Origin of the sequence: Streptomyces sp. 71268 (assembly GCF_029392895.1) — a bacterium.
In the GTDB taxonomy this organism is placed as follows: Bacteria; Actinomycetota; Actinomycetes; order Streptomycetales; family Streptomycetaceae; genus Streptomyces.
Window position 1 is genome coordinate 5,277,343 of record NZ_CP114200.1, and the last position, 14,199, is coordinate 5,291,541.

Below are 14,199 nucleotides of genomic sequence, written 5' to 3' on the forward strand. Positions count from 1 at the left end.
ACCGGTCGGACCCCGCGGGCACCGCGAACCCGGCAGATCCCGCGGCCGCCACCGCCCCAGCCGACCAGGCCGGCCAGGCAGACCAGGACGGACGGCCTGAGAAGCCGGGGCAGCCCGGGAAGCCGGGGCAGCGCGCCGAGTCCGAGCAGGCCGTACAGCGCGCGAAGCCCGAGCGGACTGAGCGGCCTGAGTCGCCCGCGCGGACCAGGCTGACCAAGACGCCCCGTGCCACCGCCGGGTCCGGGGCGGCCGGCGCGGGGCGCGGCGCCACCCGATCGGGTCAGAGCGCCCGGCCGGCGGGTCGCCCGGCACCCCCGCCGCAGGACGCGGGCGCGGACGCGGAGGTGTACGAGGACCGGGTCTACCGTTCCACCGGCGCCATGGCCACCGGCGTGCTGCTGCTCGTGCTCGGCGCCTGGCTCGGCGGCGACGCGCTGGTCCGTGGCGAGGGACGCACACCGTGGCTGTCCCTGTCCGGGCTGCTCCTCGTGGTGCCGCTGGTGGTGGCGTTCACGCTGCGCCCCGCGGTGTTCGCGGGCGCGGACCGGCTGCTGGTGCGCAACCCGTTCCGTACGATCACGCTGCCCTGGCAGTCGGTCGAGGGGGCCCGCGCCGGCTACAGCAGCGAGGTGCTGGCCGACGGCCGGAAGTACCAGCTCTGGGCCATCCCGGTCTCGCTGCGGCAGCGCAAGCGCGCCTCGCGGCAGCAGGCGCGCGCCGCCGCCGAGGACGTGAGCGGGCGCGCACCGGTGGGCGTCCGGCGCGGCGACACGCTGGCCGACTCCGGCCGCGCCCCCTCCGACCAGGCCATCGACGACATCCGCGAGCTGGCCGAGCGGCACGCCACTCGGCCGAGCGCCCAGGGCCAGCCGACCGCGCGCTGGGCGTGGGAGGTGCTGGCACCGGCCGCGGTGGGCGCGGTGCTGTTGATCGTCCTGGCCAGCACGGGCTGATCGCGGCCGTACGCGCACGCGTGGGGACCGGCCCGAGTCACCCGACCCGGGCCGGCCCCCACGGCGTACCGCCGGCCCGAACGTCAGATGCCGGCCGCCGTGGCCAGGTCGCGCTTGACGGCCGCCAGCACCTCCCGCGCGTGGGCGCGGGCCCCGGGGAGCGCGTCGGGCGCGGCCACCGGGAGGACGACCTCCAGGTAGCACTTGAGCTTGGGCTCGGTGCCGCTCGGCCGCACGATGACCCGGGCCGACTCGACGCCGGAGCCCGCGCCGCCGGCCAGGTGGTAGCGCAGCCCGTCGGTGGGCGGCAGCGCCTCGGAGCCCTGGGACAGGTCCTGGGCCGAGGTGACCGGCAGCCCGGCGAGGTCGGTGGGCGGCTGCGCGCGCAGCCGCTCCATGGCCGCCGCGATCACGGACAGGTCCTCGACCCGCACCGAGAGCTGGTCGGTCGCGTGCAGGCCGTGCGCGAGCGCCAGCTCGTCCAGCAGGTCGACCAGCGTCCGGCCCTCCGCCCTGAGCCCCGCCGCCAGCTCGGCCACGAGCAGCGCGGCGGTGATGCCGTCCTTGTCGCGCACGCCGGCCGGGTCCACGCAGTAGCCGAGCGCCTCCTCGTACGCGTAGCGCACGCCGTCGACGCGGGCCAGCCACTTGAAGCCGGTGAGCGTCTCGGCGTACGGCACGCCGGCGGTGGCCGCGATCCGGGACAGCAGCGACGAGGAGACGATGGTGGTGGCGAAGGTGGTGTCGGTCGCGCTCTGGCCAGCCCGGCCCGTGCGCACCAGGTGCGCCGCGAGCAGCGCGCCGACCTCGTCGCCGCGCAGCATCCGCCAGCCCGCGGGCTCCTCGGGCGCGGGCACGGCCACGGCGCAGCGGTCGGCGTCCGGGTCGTTGGCGATGACGAGGTCGGGGGCGGCGTCGGCGGCGGCCGCGCGGGCCGTGGCGAACGCGAGGTCCATCGCGCCCGGCTCCTCCGGGTTGGGGAACGCGACGGTCGGGAAGTCCGGGTCGGGCTCGGCCTGCTCGGCGACGACGGTGGGCGCCGGGAAGCCGGCGCGCGCGAACGCGGCGGTCAGGGTTTCCCGTCCGACCCCGTGCAGCGGCGTGTAGACGACGCGCACCGCGCGCGGCGAGCCCTCGGTCAGCACGCTGGTGGCGCGCTCCAGGTACGCCTCGACGACGTCCTCGCCGGCGATCTCCCAGCCGGCGTCGGGGCGGGGCACCGCGTGGACGCCGGCGACCGCGGCGATCTCGGCGGCGATCTCCGCGTCGGCCGGCGGGACGATCTGCGAGCCGCCACGGGAGGCGGTGCCGGCGACGCCGTCGCCGAGGTAGACCTTGTAGCCGTTGTCACGGGGCGGGTTGTGGCTCGCGGTGACCTCAACGCCGGCGACCGCGCCCAGGTGCCGGATGGCGAAGGCGAGCACGGGCGTGGGCAGCGGGCGCGGCAGCAGCACCGCGCGCAGCCCGGCGCCGACCATGACGGCGGCGGTGTCGCGGGCGAAGTCGGCGCTGCGGTGCCGGGCGTCGTAGCCGATGACGACCAGCCCCGGCCCGGGCTGGCCGCCGTCGGCCTGGGCGTCCCGCGCGGGGCGTTGCCGGTTCAGGTAGCCGGCCAGGCCGGCGGCGGCCCGGATGACCACCGCGCGGTTCATCCGCATCGGGCCGGCGCCCAGTTCGGCGCGGAGCCCGGCGGTGCCGAACTGGAGCGTGCCCGCGAAGCGCGCGGCCAGCTCGTCGCCCGCCCCGGCCTCGACGAGGTCCGTCAGCTCCTGCCGGGTGTCCGGGTCGGGGTCGTCCGACAGCCAGGCCCGGGCTTGGGCGATCAGTTCGTGCTGCACGGTGGTTCCGCCTCTCGCGTGGGGGTCGCGTCCTTCGAAATGCCGGCTCGGGCGCCGGTTCGGGGCGCCACAGGGCGCGTGCGGGCGAGCCTACGAGCAACGGCCGGCCTCGGCCGGTACGGGTACGCCACCGGGCCCGGCCCGGCCCCGGGCCGCCCCGGGCGCGCGCCCCCGAGCCGCCGCCTGGGGCGGGTCCGCCGCGGGCGGGCCCGACCCGAGCCGGCCGGGCCCGGGGTGTGCGCTCAGAGCTTGCCGAGCATCTGGCTCAGCAGGCTGCCCATCCGGGCGGCCGAGTCGCGGCCGGCCTGGAGGACCTCCTCGTGGTTGAGGGGCTCGCCGGTCATGCCCGCGGCGAGGTTGGTCACCAGCGAGATGCCGAGCACCTCGGCGCCGGCCTCGCGGGCGGCGATGGCCTCCAGCGTGGTGGACATGCCGACCAGGTCGGCGCCCATCGTGCGGATCATCGCGATCTCGGCGGGCGTCTCGTAGTGCGGCCCGGGGAACTGGGCGTAGACGCCCTCCTCAAGCGAGGGGTCGACCTGCTGGCACAGGGCGCGCAGCCGCGGCGAGTACAGGTCGGTGAGGTCGACGAAGTTGGGGCCGACGATGGGGGAGGTCGCCGTGAGGTTGATGTGGTCGCTGATCAGCACCGGCTGGCCGACCCGCATCCCGACCCGCAGCCCGCCGCAGCCGTTGGTGAGCACGACGGTCTTGCAGCCCGCGGCGACGGCGGTGCGCACGCCGTGCGCCACGGCGGCCACGTCCCGGCTCTCGTAGTAGTGCGTACGGCCGAGGAAGACCAGCGCGCGCTTGTCGCCGATGCGGTACGAGCGGACCGTGCCGGCGTGGCCGGCGACGGCGGGGGCGGGGAAGCCGGGCAGCTCGGTGACCGGGAACTCGTGGTCCGCGGTGCCGAGCGCGTCGGTGGCGGGCACCCAGCCGGAGCCCATGACGAGCGCGACGTCGTGGGTCTCGGCGCCGGTGAGCTCGCGCAGGCGTGCGGCGGCGCCGTCGGCGGCGGCGAAGGGGGTCTGGCCGCCGGCGTGGAGCGGGCCGCCCTGGATGTCCGAAGAAGCTGATGCGTTCACGCGCACGAGGGTAACCGGTAATCCCCTACGCGCGTAGATGCGTTTGCGACGATGTGCGGACCAGTGGCCTGGTTCGGTCCTTACTGGCCCGTACGAAACCGCTGTGACCTGCGGTAACACTGCTCCGGCCGGGCGGGGGCTCAGCAGGGGCGCTTGCGCAGCTCCATCACGTAGTCGTGCGGTGCGCCCGCCGACTCCGCGGCGTCCGCGATCTCCCCCAGATGGCGGGCCGACGGCAGCCCGCCCTCGTACCCGTTGAGCACGTACAGCCAGGCGCTCTCCTCGCCGTCCAGAGTGTGCACCCGCATGCGCGCCCGGCGGTAGATGTCGAGCCCCACGCCCTCCCAGCCGTCCAGCGACTCCTCGTCCATCGGGGCGATGTCGTAGAGGGCGACGAAGACCTGCGAGCCGGGCACTTCGACCAGCGTCGGCAGCGCCCCCTCCCAACCCATCTGCTCGCCGCCGAAGGTGAGTCGCCAGCCGGAGAGCCAGCCGGTGCCGCGCAGCGGCGAGTGCGGGGCGCGGCGGGACATCAGCCGCGCGTCGAGGTTGCCGGCGTACGCGGCGTAGAGCGACATGACCTTGAGGGTACGGGAGAGCCGCGAGGTGACGTCTGTGACGGCGTCCGCGCAGCCCGGACGCGCGCGGCCGGCCCGGAGGGCCCCGACAGGCGGGTGTTTTGTTGGGTGCGGGACAATGGGGCACGTAACTCATCCCCCTGGGGGCGACCCCCGGACCGGCCGGCGGTGACACCGGCCGCCTTCGCGGCGCGGTCGGGCATCCCGGGCCGACCGAGACGAATACGCGAGGCGAACTTCAGTGACCCGGATCGTGATCATTGGCGGCGGACCTGGCGGCTACGAGGCGGCGCTGGTCGCGGCGCAGCTCGGAGCGGACGTGACCGTCGTGGACTGCGACGGTCTCGGTGGCGCTTCGGTGCTGACCGACTGCGTGCCGTCGAAGACGCTGATCGCGACGGCGGAGGTGATGACGACCTTCGACTCCTCGTACGAGGAGCTGGGCATCATCGTCGCCGACGACACGCCGCCGATGGAGCAGGCCGCCCGGGTGGTCGGCGTGGATCTGGGCAAGGTCAACCGCCGGGTCAAGCGACTGGCGCTGGCCCAGTCCCACGACATCACCGCCTCCGTCACCCGTGCCGGTGCCCGGGTCATGCGCGGTCGCGGGCGTATCGAGCCCGCGCAGGCGCCCGACGGCTCGCGCACGGTGACCGTGCAGGCGGCCGACGGTACGGAGGAGACGCTCGCCGCCGACGCGGTGCTGATCGCCACCGGCGCCCACCCGCGCGAGATCCCGGACGCGCTGCCGGACGGCGAGCGCATCCTGAACTGGACCCAGGTCTACGACCTCGACGAGCTGCCCGCCGAGCTGATCGTGGTCGGCTCGGGCGTCACCGGCGCCGAGTTCGCCGGCGCGTACCAGGCCCTCGGCTCCAAGGTCACCCTCGTCTCCTCGCGCGACCGGGTGCTGCCGGGCGAGGACCCGGACGCGGCGGCCGTCCTGGAGGACGTCTTCCGGCGCCGTGGGATGAACGTGATGGCCCGCTCGCGCGCGCAGTCCGCCAAGCGGGTGGGCGACCGGGTCGAGGTGACGCTCGCCGACGGGCGCGTCATCTCCGGCACGCACTGCCTGATGGCGGTCGGCTCCATCCCCAACACCGCGCGGATGGGCCTTGAGGAGGCCGGGGTCAGGCTGAAGGAGTCCGGTCACATCTGGACCGACAAGGTCTCCCGTACGAGCGCGCCGGGCGTGTACGCGGCCGGCGACTGCACCGGCATCTTCGCCCTGGCCTCGGTCGCGGCCATGCAGGGGCGCATCGCGATGTACCACTTCCTCGGCGAGCCGGTGGCCCCGCTGAACCTGAAGGCGGTGTCCGCGAACGTGTTCACCGACCCGGAGATCGCCACCGTCGGGTACACGCAGGCCGACGTGGACAGCGGGAAGATCGACGCCCGGGTGGTCAAGCTGCCGCTGCTGCGCAACGCGCGGGCCAAGATGCAGGGCATCCGGGACGGCTTCGTCAAGCTGTTCTGCCGGCCGGGCACCGGCATCGTGGTCGGCGGCGTGGTGGTCTCGCCGCGCGCGAGCGAGCTGATCCACCCGATCTCGGTCGCGGTGGACAACAACCTGACGGTCGCGCAGATCGCGAACACCTTCACGGTCTACCCCTCGCTGTCGGGTTCGATCGCCGAGGTGGCCCGCCAGCTCCAGACCCGCAAGACGCAAAACGAGCTGTAACGCACTCCTATACCACCTGTGCTGCCCAGCAGTGAACAACTTCTGCTAATTGGCGGAACCGGCTGAAAGCAGACGGTCGTTGGCGTTACTGTCAGTTTCGTGTTCGCTGCAGAACGTCGCCAATTGATCCTTGAAATGGTGCGCGCGAACGGAGCCGTCTCGCTCCGTGAGCTCGCCCGTGTCGTCCAGACCTCCGAAGTGACCGTACGGCGGGACGTGCGGGCGCTGGAGGCGGAAGGACTGCTCGACCGCCGGCATGGCGGTGCGGTATTGCCGGGTGGTTTCACCAGGGAGTCCGGCTTTCCGCAAAAGTCCCATCTAGCAACCGCGGAGAAGACGGCCATCGCCGATCTCGCCGCCGGCCTCGTCGAAGAGGGCGAGGCCGTGGTGGTCGGCGCGGGGACGACGACGCAGGAGCTGGCCCGCCGGCTCGCCCGCGTCCCCGGTCTGACCGTGGTCACCAACTCCCTGCTCGTCGCCCAGGCCCTGGCCCACGCCAACCGGGTCGAGGTCGTCATGACCGGTGGCACCCTCCGTGGCTCCAACTACGCCCTGGTGGGCAGCGGCGCCGAGCAGTCCCTGCAGGGGCTGCGGGTCTCGCGCGCCTTCATCTCCGGCAGCGGGCTCACCGCCGAGCGCGGCCTGTCCACGTCCAACATGCTCTCGGCGAGCGTGGACCGGGCGCTGGTGCAGGCGGCGGCCGAGGTGGTGGTCCTCGCGGACCACTCGAAGCTGGGCACCGACACCATGTTCCAGACCGTGCCCACGGACGTGATCACGCGGCTGGTGACGAACGAGCCGCTCACCCGGGACGAGCGCTCGGCCACCGAACTCCAGGCCCTCGCCGACCAGGGGGTGCAGATCACCGTCGCCGGCGTGGGGCAGCAGGCCCCCGCCCCCGGGCAGGGCCAGGGCGCCGGCCCCGGCGTCGGCCCGGGCCGCACCGACGGCGGCCCCACCGTGGGGCGGCCGGCGCGGCGCGACATGCCGCTGCCGGGCCCGCGCCGTACGCATCCCCCCACGGCACCCGGTGGCCCGGGGCTGCGGGGCCCGGTGTCCCTGTCCGACCAACAACTCGGCGGCCGGGTCGCGGACCTGGCACCCCGCCGACGCTGAGCACGCCCCGGGCCGGGCACGGAGCCCCGCCCGGGTCCGCACGCACGCGCCCTCGGGCCGACGCACACCGCGCGCCGGCCCGAGGGCGCGTGCGCGTCCGCGCCGGCCGGTCCTCGGCGACCCGGCCGGTGGGTCGGTCGCGACCCGGGGCGGGGTGGGGCGTGGCGCGTACGGGCGCGTTACGCGGTGTCGCCGGCCTCGGGGGCTTCGCTGGCCCCAGGGGCCTTGCCGACCTCGGGGGCGTCGCCAGCCCCAGGGGCGTCGCCGACCTGGGGGGCTTCGCCGCCGCGCGGCGGCTGGCTCGGCTCAGTGGGTCGGGCGCGCAGCCCCTGGAGGGTGAGGGTCAGCAATCGGTCGGCCAGCTCCGGGTCGTCGGGGGACTGCTCGACGGCGAGCGCGATGGCGTTGGTCAACTGCATCAGGTCCGCGATGTCCACCCCCGCCCGTACGGCGCCGGCCCGCTGGGCCCGGTCCAGGAGTTCGCTGCCGGCCGCGAGCATCGGCATACTGCACCGCGACATGGCCGAGCCGTCGTCGCTGTGCGCGGCCATCAGCGCCCGGGACAGGCCCCGGTAGGTGCTGGCGTGCGTGACGATGGCCCGCAGCCACTCCAGGAGCGCGACGCACGGCTGGGGCGCGGCCAGGAGTTCGCGGGAGCGCGCGAGCAGCGCCTCGACCTCGTCCTCGAAGATCGCGCTCATCAGCGCCGTGCGGTGCGGGAAGTGACGGTAGAGGGTGCCGATGCCGACGCCGGCCCGCCGCGCGATCTCCTCCAGCGAGGCGTCGGTGCCGCGCTCGGTGAACGCCGTACGCGCCTCGGTCAGCAGGCGCTCGTAGTTGCGCCGCGCGTCGGCGCGCCTCGGCCGCCCCTCGGTGACCCCCGCCGTTCCGCTCGCCATCATGGCCCTCCCGTGGACCGCACCGCGCGCCCTGTGGCGGCGGCGACGCCGTCCGTCCGTGCGTCCCGTCATGCCCTGCCGCGCCGTGGCCCGTGGTGGGCGACGCGCCGGCCCCCCGTCGGCGGCGTCGCGCCGGCGTGCGCCGTCCACGCATCCCGCTAAGCGGCGCGCCGCCCGGCATGACCCTGCCTCCAGCATCGCACTGGTCGGGCGCGCGCCCTGACGGTCGTCGGATGCCGGCGAGCCCGCCGTGCCACTGGTTCGGGTGATGTCGCAGTGTTGCACGCGGGCAGAGGGCGTGGCGGGAAAACGGCGCGGGCCCCGGCCAGGGTGATCCTGGCCGGGGCCCGCGCCCGCGTGCGGCGGGGGACTACGCCCCGCGCTGCTCGATATGGCTTGATACGGCTGGGAACAGCGCGCTCAGCCCGCACTCAGTCCTTGATCTCGCAGATGACCGCGCCGGCCGAAACGGAGCCGCCGACCTCCGCGGTGAGGTCCTTGACGGTGCCGGCGCGGTGGGCGTTGAGCGGCTGCTCCATCTTCATCGCCTCAAGCACGACGACCAGTTCGCCCTCCTCGACGACCTGACCCTCCTCGACGGCGACCTTGACGATGGTGCCCTGCATCGGGGAGGCCAGCGCGTCACCCGAGGCGGCGGAGCCGGACTTCTTGGCGGCCTTGCGCTTGGGCTTCTTGGCCTGGCCACCGCTGGCGGTTGCCGGGGCGAAGCCGAGGGATGCGGGGAGGGAGACCTCAAGGCGCTTGCCACCGACCTCGACGACCACGGTCTCGCGACCGGCGCCCTCGCCCTCACCGTCCTCACCAGCGCTCTCGCCGGGGGTGAAGGGCTTGATGTCGTTGACGAACTCCGTCTCGATCCACCGCGTATGCACCGCGAACGCCTCGGTCGAGCCCGAGCGCTCGGGAGCGAACGCCGGGTCGGCGACCACCGCGCGGTGGAAGGGCAGCGCGGTCGCCATCCCCTCGACCTCGAACTCCTCCAACGCCCGCGCGGCCCGCTCCAACGCCTGCCGCCGCGTAGCACCCGTGACGATCAACTTCGCCAACAACGAGTCCCAGGCCGGACCGATCACCGACCCCGACTCCACACCAGCATCCAACCGCACCCCAGGCCCCGAAGGCCCCGCGAACCGCGTCACCGTCCCCGGCGCCGGCAAGAACCCACGACCCGGGTCCTCACCATTGATCCGGAACTCAAAGGAATGACCCCGCACCGGCGGGTCGTCATACCCCAACTCCTCGCCATCGGCGATCCGGAACATCTCCCGCACCAGGTCAAGACCGGTGACCTCCTCGGTCACCGGGTGCTCCACCTGCAGACGGGTGTTGACCTCAAGGAAGGAGATCGTGCCGTCCTGACCCACCAGGAACTCACACGTGCCCGCGCCCACGTACCCGGCCTCACGCAAGATCGCCTTCGACGCCCGGTACAACTCCGCGTTCTGCTCCGCAGTAAGGAACGGGGCGGGGGCTTCCTCGACCAGCTTCTGGTGGCGGCGCTGGAGGGAGCAGTCGCGGGTGGAGACCACGACCACGTTGCCGTGCTGGTCGGCCAGACACTGGGTCTCCACATGCCGCGGCCGATCCAGGTACCGCTCCACGAAGCACTCACCCCGCCCGAAAGCGGCCACCGCCTCACGCACGGCCGAGTCGTAGAGTTCGGCGACCTCCTCCAGCGAGCGGGCCACCTTCAACCCGCGTCCGCCGCCGCCGAAGGCCGCCTTGATCGCGATCGGGAGGCCGTGTTCACGCGCGAAGGCCACGACCTCCTCCGCGCCAGAGACCGGGTCGGGGGTACCAGCCACCAGGGGGGCGCCGGCGCGTTGGGCGATGTGGCGGGCCGCGACCTTGTCGCCCAGGTCCCGGATGGCCTGCGGGGGCGGGCCGATCCAGGTCAGCCCCGCGTCCAGTACGGCCTGGGCGAAGTCCGCGTTCTCCGACAGGAAGCCGTAACCGGGGTGGACCGCGTCCGCGCCGGACTCGGCCGCCGCGGCCAGCACCTTGCCCATGTCCAGGTAACTGGTGGCCGGAGTGTCACCACCCAACGCGTACGCCTCATCAGCAACCCGCACATGCAACGCGTCCCGATCCGGGTCCGCGTACACCGCCACACTCCCGATCCCGGCATCCCGACAAGCACGGGCAACACGGACAGCGATTTCGCCACGGTTGGCGATGAGCACCTTGCGCACGATGGCTCCCTCCTTGAAACAAGCAGAGTTTAGGTACAGGCAACACTGTGCGCCGAGAAGCCTCCGAGAGTGAGCTTGACCACAGAGTGCACGCACCAGGTCCCCGCAGAGGGACCACATCCCCCGATGCACCACGGTACGCCCCGCTTTCGCGACTACCGGAGCGCTTCCGCGTGTGGGCAAGGTCTCGCCTGGACGCCCCGGCGGGGGACCGGGATTCTTTGTGGGGAATCTACTAACGCGGGGCGGAAACTTTGCCTTCTCGTCGTCCGTGCCTGATGGCGCGGAGGTTTACGGCGCGCGCCGGTCACGCCACCGGTGCAGGCCCCTTGTCGGGGCGCCTTACCCGTTAGTAGCGTTCCGCGAGACGGCGTACCGGGGGTAACGGTCCGGGCGGCACGGAAGAGGTGACGTGGGTGGCGCGCAGAACGGTGGCCGCTGTGGCGGCTGTGGTGCTGATGGTCGAGGCGGTCGTCATCGCGCTGCTCAACTGGGTCCTGGGGCTGGTCGTGGACCACCAGGACATGTCCCTCGCCGACCTGGACCCCGGCGCGATGACCGTCGCCACCTGGATCGCGGGCGGGCTCATCGGGCTCTACCTGGTCGGCTGCGGCGTGGCGTTGCTGCGGATGGCCGTGCGGGACCTGCCGCCCGGTCGCTTCGCCCGCGTCCTGCTCATCACCTGCGCGGTCACCCACGGCCTGCTGGGCGCCTTCGCGGTCGGCCTGGTCGGCTGGCCCGCCTTCGCGTTCATGATGGTCGTGCTCGGCCTGATCGTGCTCAGCCTCTTCAGTTACGACGAGGAGCGCGACGGCGCGCGCCCGGGCGGCGGAGAGGCGCCTCCGGTCGGCCCCGCGCCGTCCACGAACGCGTAGCCGCACGGCGTCGGCGCACGACATCGGCGCGCCGCCGTGCCCGCGCGCCGGGGCGCGGGTCACGGCGTACGGGCGGCCGGGCTCAGCGGGTCGGCGGCTGCCACAAGTCGGTGATGCCGGTGCCCAGTTCGGCCAGCAGGCGGCGCAGCAGCGGCAGCGACAGGCCGATCACGTTGCCCGGGTCCCCGTCGATGCCGTCGATGAACGGCGCCGAGCGGCCGTCGAGCGTGAACGCGCCCGCCACGTACAGGGGTTCGCCGCTGGCCACGTACGCCGCGATCTCCGCGTCCTCCGGTTGCCCGAAGCGGACGGTGGTCGAGGCCGTGGCGCTGGCCTGCGCGCCGGTCGCGGTGTCGATGACGCAGTGGCCGGTCTGGAGCACGCCGGAGCGGCCCCGCATCGCCTTCCAGCGCGCGGTGGCCTCCTCGGCGTCGGCCGGCTTGCCGAGTGCCTGTCCGTCCAGTTCGAGGACCGAGTCGCAGCCGACGACGAGCGCGTCGGCCGCCGCCGGGCGCTCGGCCACGGCGCGCGCCTTGGCCTCGGCGAGCACCAGTGCCAGGCGCGCGGGCGAGTCGGCGCTGAGCGCGTCCTCGTCCACGCCGCTGACGATCACCTCGGGGGCCAGCCCCGCCTGGCGGAGCAGGCCGAGTCGGGCGGGCGACTGCGAGGCGAGGATGAGGCGTCGGGGGCCGGTGCGGTCGGCGTGGTGGGCGTTCATGCGGCCATCGTAAGAGGGGGCGGCGCGGGGGCCACGGCGGGCCGGGGGGTTGGGGGGAGGAGGGTCGTACGGGGGGAGTGGGGGGAGTGGGGGCGGGCGGTTCAGGCGCTGAGGCTGATGATGAGCATCAGGACGACCGTGGCGACCGCGAGGACAGTGCCCGCCCGGCGCACCATGGACTCCGTCACCCGGAGTTCATCGGGTGGTTCATCGGGCGGGTCGGACCACAACATGCGGAACATCGTGCGCCGGAAAAGCGGCCGGCGCCTGAGTACGGGTACTCAGGCGCCGGACCGTGCCGTGCTGGTTTTCTGGCGGTTTACGGGTGGGTCAGGCCGGCCAGAAGGCCGTGCGCCACGCCTTCGGCCCCGGGTGGGGCAGCCGGCGGCCGGGGACGGTGCGGGCCGGGTCGGACCACTCCTGTGGGGCCTCGCCGTCGGACGCGGCGGCGCCGCGCGCTGCCGCGCGGGCCCGGACCACCGCCAGGGCGGCGGCGAGCTCCTCGGGGGTCGGGTTACCCCGTACAACCTTGATCACCATGTCAACGGCCCTCCTACAGCGGGATGTTGCCGTGCTTCTTCGGCGGCAGGGACTCGCGCTTGTTCCGCAGTGTGCGCAGGCCGCGGACGATGTGGCGACGGGTCTCCGACGGCATGATCACAGCGTCCACATACCCCCGTTCGGCCGCGACATACGGATTCAGCAGGGCGTCCTCGTAATCGGCGATGAGTTCCTTGCGCAGTTCCTCGGCGCGCTCGGGGGTCTCGGCGGCGGCAATGGTGCGCCGGTGCAGGATGTTGACCGCGCCCTGTGCGCCCATGACCGCGATCTGCGCCGTGGGCCAGGCCAGGTTGAGGTCCGCGCCCAGATGCTTGGAGCCCATCACGTCGTACGCCCCGCCGAACGCCTTGCGGGTGATGACCGTGATCAGCGGAACGGTGGCCTCCGCGTACGCGTAGATCAGCTTGGCGCCGCGCCGGATGATGCCGCTGTACTCCTGGTCCACGCCGGGCAGGAAGCCGGGCACGTCCACGAAGGTGAGCACCGGCACGTTGAAGGCGTCGCAGGTGCGCACGAAGCGGGCGGCCTTCTCGGACGCGTCGATGTCCAGGCACCCCGCGAACTGGAGCGGCTGGTTGGCCACGATGCCCACCGGGTGGCCCTCGACGCGGCCGAAGCCGGTGATGATGTTGGGCGCGAACAGCGCCTGCGTCTCCAGGAACTCCGCGTCGTCGAGCACGTGCTCGATGGCCTGGTGCATGTCGTACGGCTGGTTCGCCGAGTCCGGGATCAGCGTGTCGAGCTCCAGGTCCTCCGGCGTGACCTCGAGGTCGGCCTCCTCCGGGAAGACGGGCGGCTCGGAGAGGTTGTTGGAGGGCAGGTAGGACAGGAGAGCCTTGATGTACTCGATGGCGTCCTTCTCGTCGCCCGCCATGTGGTGCGCCACGCCCGAGGTGGTGTTGTGCGTACGGGCGCCGCCCAGCTCCTCGAAGCCCACGTCCTCGCCGGTGACGGTCTTGATCACGTCGGGGCCGGTGATGAACATGTGCGAGGTCTGGTCGACCATCACGGTGAAGTCCGTGATCGCGGGCGAGTACACCGCGCCGCCGGCGCACGGGCCGACGATGAGGCTGATCTGCGGGATGACGCCCGAGCCGTGCACGTTGCGGCGGAAGATCTCGGCGAACAGGCCGAGCGCCACCACGCCCTCCTGGATGCGCGCGCCGCCGCCGTCGTTGATGCCGATGACCGGGCACCCGTGCTTGAGCGCGAAGTCCATCACCTTGACGATCTTCTCGCCGTAGACCTCGCCCAGCGAGCCGCCGAAGATGGTGAAGTCCTGCGAGTACACGCACACCGGGCGCCCGTCCACGGTGCCGTACCCGGTGACCACGCCGTCACCGTACGGGCGGTTCTTCTCGATGCCGAAGTTCGTCGAGCGGTGCCGCGCGAACTCGTCCAGCTCGGCGAACGACCCCTCGTCCAGCAGCAGGTCGATCCGCTCGCGCGCGGTGAGCTTGCCCTTGGCGTGCTGCTTCTCCACCGCCCGGGCGGAGCCCGCGTGGGTGGCCTCCTGCACGCGGCGCTGGAAGTCCGCGAGCTTCCCCGCGGTGGTGTGGATGTCGTATTCCGGCTCGGACATCGGGATGCGGCTCCTGCTCGTCCTCGGGGGTGTGGGCCACCCGCGCTCCCTGCTCGTGCCGCGCGGGTCGGCTTGGCTACCGAGTCGTAGGGTATCG

Annotated in this window: 13 protein-coding genes; 4 read left to right on the plus strand and 9 right to left on the minus strand. The window is 73.4% G+C overall.

Annotated features, from left to right (window positions below):
- The first annotated feature begins 380 nt into the window (after window positions 1–380).
- A complete protein-coding gene (locus OYE22_RS20830) occupies window positions 381–953 on the plus strand; it encodes a PH domain-containing protein (RefSeq protein WP_277324239.1) in 573 nt (190 codons plus the stop codon).
- A gap of 83 nt (window positions 954–1,036) precedes the next feature.
- On the opposite strand, the gene OYE22_RS20835 is transcribed toward OYE22_RS20830, so the two are convergent.
- The 3 genes from OYE22_RS20835 to OYE22_RS20845 form a co-directional block, all read right to left on the minus strand.
- Window positions 1,037–2,791 carry a phospho-sugar mutase gene (locus OYE22_RS20835; RefSeq protein WP_277321825.1) on the minus strand — a complete coding sequence of 585 codons (1,755 nt, stop codon included), beginning with the start codon at window positions 2,789–2,791 and terminating at the stop codon, window positions 1,037–1,039.
- Window positions 2,792–3,033: 242 nt separating this feature from the next.
- Window positions 3,034–3,855 (minus strand): purine-nucleoside phosphorylase, encoded by an 822-nt coding sequence (locus OYE22_RS20840; RefSeq protein ID WP_277324240.1) that lies wholly within the window; start codon window positions 3,853–3,855, stop codon window positions 3,034–3,036.
- 164 nt (window positions 3,856–4,019) lie between these two features.
- Window positions 4,020–4,457, minus strand: a complete 438-nt coding sequence (locus OYE22_RS20845; protein ID WP_176162053.1) for a gamma-glutamylcyclotransferase — start codon at window positions 4,455–4,457, stop codon at window positions 4,020–4,022.
- A 241-nt stretch (window positions 4,458–4,698) separates the two neighbouring features.
- Between OYE22_RS20845 and OYE22_RS20850 the strand changes: the two genes are divergently transcribed.
- Window positions 4,699–6,138 (plus strand): NAD(P)H-quinone dehydrogenase, encoded by a 1,440-nt coding sequence (locus OYE22_RS20850; RefSeq protein WP_176162052.1) that lies wholly within the window; start codon window positions 4,699–4,701, stop codon window positions 6,136–6,138.
- Between the two features lie 99 nt (window positions 6,139–6,237).
- A complete protein-coding gene (locus tag OYE22_RS20855) occupies window positions 6,238–7,254 on the plus strand; it encodes a DeoR/GlpR family DNA-binding transcription regulator (RefSeq protein WP_277321826.1) in 1,017 nt (338 codons plus the stop codon).
- Window positions 7,255–7,433: 179 nt separating this feature from the next.
- On the opposite strand, the gene OYE22_RS20860 is transcribed toward OYE22_RS20855, so the two are convergent.
- The gene (locus OYE22_RS20860; RefSeq protein WP_277321827.1) at window positions 7,434–8,153 is read right to left on the minus strand and encodes a TetR/AcrR family transcriptional regulator; all 720 of its coding nucleotides are present in this window, start codon (window positions 8,151–8,153) and stop codon (window positions 7,434–7,436) included.
- 431 nt (window positions 8,154–8,584) lie between these two features.
- Window positions 8,585–10,366, minus strand: a complete 1,782-nt coding sequence (locus OYE22_RS20865; RefSeq protein ID WP_277321828.1) for a biotin carboxylase N-terminal domain-containing protein — start codon at window positions 10,364–10,366, stop codon at window positions 8,585–8,587.
- A 416-nt stretch (window positions 10,367–10,782) separates the two neighbouring features.
- On the opposite strand from OYE22_RS20865, the gene OYE22_RS20870 reads away from it, so the two are divergent.
- On the plus strand, window positions 10,783–11,241 hold the full coding sequence (locus OYE22_RS20870) for a hypothetical protein (RefSeq protein WP_277321829.1): 459 nt from the start codon (window positions 10,783–10,785) through the stop codon (window positions 11,239–11,241).
- Window positions 11,242–11,323: 82 nt separating this feature from the next.
- Here OYE22_RS20870 and OYE22_RS20875 read toward each other — a convergent pair whose 3' ends face one another.
- The 4 genes from OYE22_RS20875 to OYE22_RS20890 form a co-directional block, all read right to left on the minus strand.
- Entirely contained in the window at window positions 11,324–11,959 is a 636-nt protein-coding gene (locus tag OYE22_RS20875; protein WP_277321830.1) for a nucleoside triphosphate pyrophosphatase, read from the minus strand.
- A gap of 101 nt (window positions 11,960–12,060) precedes the next feature.
- A complete protein-coding gene (locus OYE22_RS20880) occupies window positions 12,061–12,192 on the minus strand; it encodes a hypothetical protein (RefSeq protein WP_277321831.1) in 132 nt (43 codons plus the stop codon).
- Between the two features lie 97 nt (window positions 12,193–12,289).
- Entirely contained in the window at window positions 12,290–12,496 is a 207-nt protein-coding gene (locus OYE22_RS20885) for an acyl-CoA carboxylase epsilon subunit (RefSeq protein WP_187060312.1), read from the minus strand.
- A 16-nt stretch (window positions 12,497–12,512) separates the two neighbouring features.
- Window positions 12,513–14,102: an acyl-CoA carboxylase subunit beta gene (locus OYE22_RS20890; protein WP_277321832.1), complete on the minus strand. Its 1,590-nt coding sequence runs from the start codon at window positions 14,100–14,102 to the stop codon at window positions 12,513–12,515.
- Between the last annotated feature and the right edge of the window lie 97 nt (window positions 14,103–14,199).

Excerpts from the sequence above, each read along its gene's own strand:
- OYE22_RS20860 (WP_277321827.1), bottom strand. The coding sequence starts at position 8,153 with ATGGCGAGCGGAACGGCGGGGGTCACCGAGGGGCGGCCGAGGCGCGCC.
- OYE22_RS20890 (WP_277321832.1), bottom strand. The coding sequence starts at position 14,102 with ATGTCCGAGCCGGAATACGACATCCACACCACCGCGGGGAAGCTCGCG.
- OYE22_RS20880 (WP_277321831.1), bottom strand. The coding sequence starts at position 12,192 with ATGTTGTGGTCCGACCCGCCCGATGAACCACCCGATGAACTCCGGGTG.
- OYE22_RS20830 (WP_277324239.1), top strand. The coding sequence starts at position 381 with ATGGCCACCGGCGTGCTGCTGCTCGTGCTCGGCGCCTGGCTCGGCGGC.
- OYE22_RS20875 (WP_277321830.1), bottom strand. The coding sequence starts at position 11,959 with ATGAACGCCCACCACGCCGACCGCACCGGCCCCCGACGCCTCATCCTC.
- OYE22_RS20845 (WP_176162053.1), bottom strand. The coding sequence starts at position 4,457 with ATGTCGCTCTACGCCGCGTACGCCGGCAACCTCGACGCGCGGCTGATG.